Annotated in this window: 3 protein-coding genes and 1 pseudogene; all 4 read right to left on the reverse strand. The window is 52.2% G+C overall.

The window, feature by feature from the left end; all coding sequences use genetic code 11:
• Window positions 1–600, reverse strand: a pseudogene (locus GYN01_RS22150) (RHS repeat-associated core domain-containing protein); the annotation flags it as partial.
• Between the two features lie 77 nt (window positions 601–677).
• Window positions 678–941, reverse strand: coding sequence for a PAAR domain-containing protein (locus tag GYN01_RS22155; RefSeq protein WP_048366173.1), 264 nt, complete (start codon window positions 939–941; stop codon window positions 678–680).
• An 847-nt stretch (window positions 942–1,788) separates the two neighbouring features.
• Window positions 1,789–2,172 (reverse strand): hypothetical protein, encoded by a 384-nt coding sequence (locus tag GYN01_RS22160; protein ID WP_125828572.1) that lies wholly within the window; start codon window positions 2,170–2,172, stop codon window positions 1,789–1,791.
• A 2-nt stretch (window positions 2,173–2,174) separates the two neighbouring features.
• The coding region (locus GYN01_RS22430; protein ID WP_238936415.1) for an RHS repeat-associated core domain-containing protein at window positions 2,175–2,961 on the reverse strand (787 nt) is incomplete at its 5' end.

The following is a 2,961-nucleotide window of genomic DNA, read 5'->3' on the forward strand; positions in this document are numbered from 1 at the left end:
GCGGATCGGTTGATGACGCATGGCCTGCGCCACGGGCACGAAGGTGCCGGGTTCGTAGAGGTAGTGGACTGTTTTACCCGCCGTGCCATCGGCCTGGGCCGGGCTGCTTTCCCAGGCCAAGGTGTCGCCATCCCAACCGAACAGGGTGAAGCCGCAGCCCAGTTCCCGTTGTTTGCGCGCCTGTTCGTTTTGGTTCCAGTGCGAGCCGGCTTCCGGGCGATGCTTGTGGTGGGCGTTGGAGTATTTGTGGATGCGCCGCCCCAGCGGGTCGTAGGTGTAGTCGACGCTGAGTGTGTTGTCTTCAAAGCGCACCAGTCGGTCGAACAGGTCCCAGCGCATTTGGCTTTGTTGGCCGTTGTGCCAGCGGCGGATCTGGTTGCCGCGTTCGTCGTATTCGTAGTGGATGCCGGCGTATTCGCGCAGCAGGTTGTCCATCAGTGTGTTGCGTTTCGGGTCTTGATCCAACGGGCGGCGGATTTCGGCCACGCTGTTGTCCAGCAGGTTGCTGGCCGGGTCGAAGGCGAAGGTTTCGACGCCCAGGCGGCTGGTGGCGCTGAGCAGGCGGCCCACCGGGTCGTAGCGGTAGGACAGCGGCCCGCGGCATCGTATTGATAGTCGCGCCTAGTAGCGCGGACTGGTCATATGCAAGCTGGTTTTTTAAAGAACGCTGCCGCCATTCAACGGCTTACGGTCCCTTTAGGGCCACTGGCAATCAGACTGGCCCCGCAGGCGGTTTTCATCCCGTCGAGGGCAACGGCAATTCCGTCAACGGAAGAAGTGGCGCTGCCCTCGGCAATCGGGAAAATCCCCTTGCACAACGGGCAACTGACCTTGTGACCGCCCCCGGCAATGGGCTTGCCGTTGAGGTCGGTATTGGGAAAAGCTTCGAGTACGACACCACCGTGGGTGGTGGTGTCGCCTAGGCGGATGATGTCTTTCACTGTTGAGCCTCTCTGGTTATCTTGAATTTCGACCGCGCCAACTGCTGCTTTTTGGCATCATGTCTGAAATATCTTTCAGCTTTATCTGACCGAATTAGCTGGCTGATTCTATAGTGAGATTAGAATTAAACTGTTGCTCAACGAGCAGCGTCAATTTTAGACAAATACCTCAATAGTCGACAAAAAGCTACCGAGTCACCCTTGAAGTTTGGTTTGGATAAAGAACTATGAAACTCATAAAGTTGCATTGTTTTTTACGGAGTTAGTTGCAAGCTTGTTAAATATATTGATTTCACTAAAGTCGCTTTCAATGGTTGCTACAGAATACCCACCCCGTCTATCCCATTGATTGGTCAGCCAGTTGACTCTGTGGCCATCGGGGCGAGTCTTGGCGATACGCTGGTTGTGTACGTCGTATTCGTGCTGCTGCTCTATGCACTCCTTGTGCCCAGCATCAAGGGTGAAAAGGGAGCCAAACTTGGCGCGCGTCTACATACGACGTGCACGCATTGGCGACGCGGGGCAAATGCTGGTGATGTTTGTTTGTTAAAGAGCGCTGGTGCGGCTGCTGAACCGTGAGCAAGTCGTATATGGATGCGAACCTGTGGCGACCTAGCACCACAAGCGCGTTTCATGTTGTCCAGCCCCACCGTAATGCTGTTGTCAGAGTAGATGCTGCTAACTTAGACCAACGAATATGGCTCATTAAAAAGGGGCGCATCAATAAGTACCTTCGCCCGCTATCGGCTGCCGTCGGGGTCAGTGTGGAGGTATGATTGCCTGCGATAACGCCGTCGTGCTCGGCAGCGGTATCAAAGCAAACTATCGTTGTGCTCCACTCAAATTCTTAGGAGGCGGTATATAGATATTTCAGCTTGAATTGTTCTTTGTCATAAAAAAGATCAAAGTTTGCTGAAATCTCTTCTTCGCCCTGCTCACTAAATAGCCTGCAGTTTATTCTCCAACAATCAGTTTCTTCATCGGTACCGTAGATATCCAATAGGTTGTCTTCTAGAAGATGTGGGGATGCCCCTTTTTTTGGGGGCGGCTTAAGGAGGTATTGGTCAGTGTTGAAATAGTCATCTAGGTATTCGCGCGCCTCATTATATATTGCCGGTGTCATGCCGAACTCAGTCTTGAGTTTGGCCGTGCTTTTTTCATTAAATGCATCCATGAAGTCTTCAATCAGACTGTAAGCGGCTTCATATACTTTTTCTTTTTTAATAAACATTGTCATCGACCTCTTCTATTTTTTGGGAGGTTTGTTGATGTTCCGGAAGTTGCTCCAAGACCACTTAAGTAGCCTCGCGCTTTCAGAACTGCACATTTTGATTCTGGACTGCCAATGCCTGCTGATCGTAAGGCCTTAAAAGCTATAACAGTTTCGGAGCCCAATAGGCCGCCATTAGCACTATTGTTTTGGACCTGGGAGGCATTGTAATGCTGCGTACCTCTCGTTGTACCGTCAACATTTCTGCCTTGTAATGTTATGGCTATCGCTTCGCGGTGTTTATAACCGGGTACGGAGGTCACTGTATTGTCTTGATAGATATGGTGAGAGTCATATTGAGTGCCTTTGTTTCGTTTAGTGAGATTGCCATGGGTGTCGACGTCTAGCCCTGCATCGGCAAGAATTTTCTCGCAGTCACTTTTACAAGGGCAGGAATTAAGCCCCAGCGGATCTACCCACCCAACCGGATTAGGCGCATACGCATACAGATTCAACCCACCCGCATAGCTGATCGGGTCTTTGCTGATAAACCGCCCAACCCGGGGATCATAGTACCGATAGCGGTTGTAGTGCAGCCCCGTTTCGTGATCGTGATACTGCCCCTGAAATCTGATCGGGTTGGTCAGCCCCTCACGCTGTGCCCATTCCGAACGCTGTTCTTTTATTTCACCCAAGGCTTTGTACTGCGCGCTCCAGGCGAGTTGGCCGTTGGGGTCGGTCAGTTCTTGCGGCGTGCCCAAGTGGTCGCATTGGTACCAGGCCAACACGTCAATCGGCAGCGCTTGGGGC

Origin of the sequence: Pseudomonas weihenstephanensis (assembly GCF_016812185.1) — a bacterium.
Classification (GTDB): Bacteria; Pseudomonadota; Gammaproteobacteria; order Pseudomonadales; family Pseudomonadaceae; genus Aquipseudomonas; species Aquipseudomonas weihenstephanensis.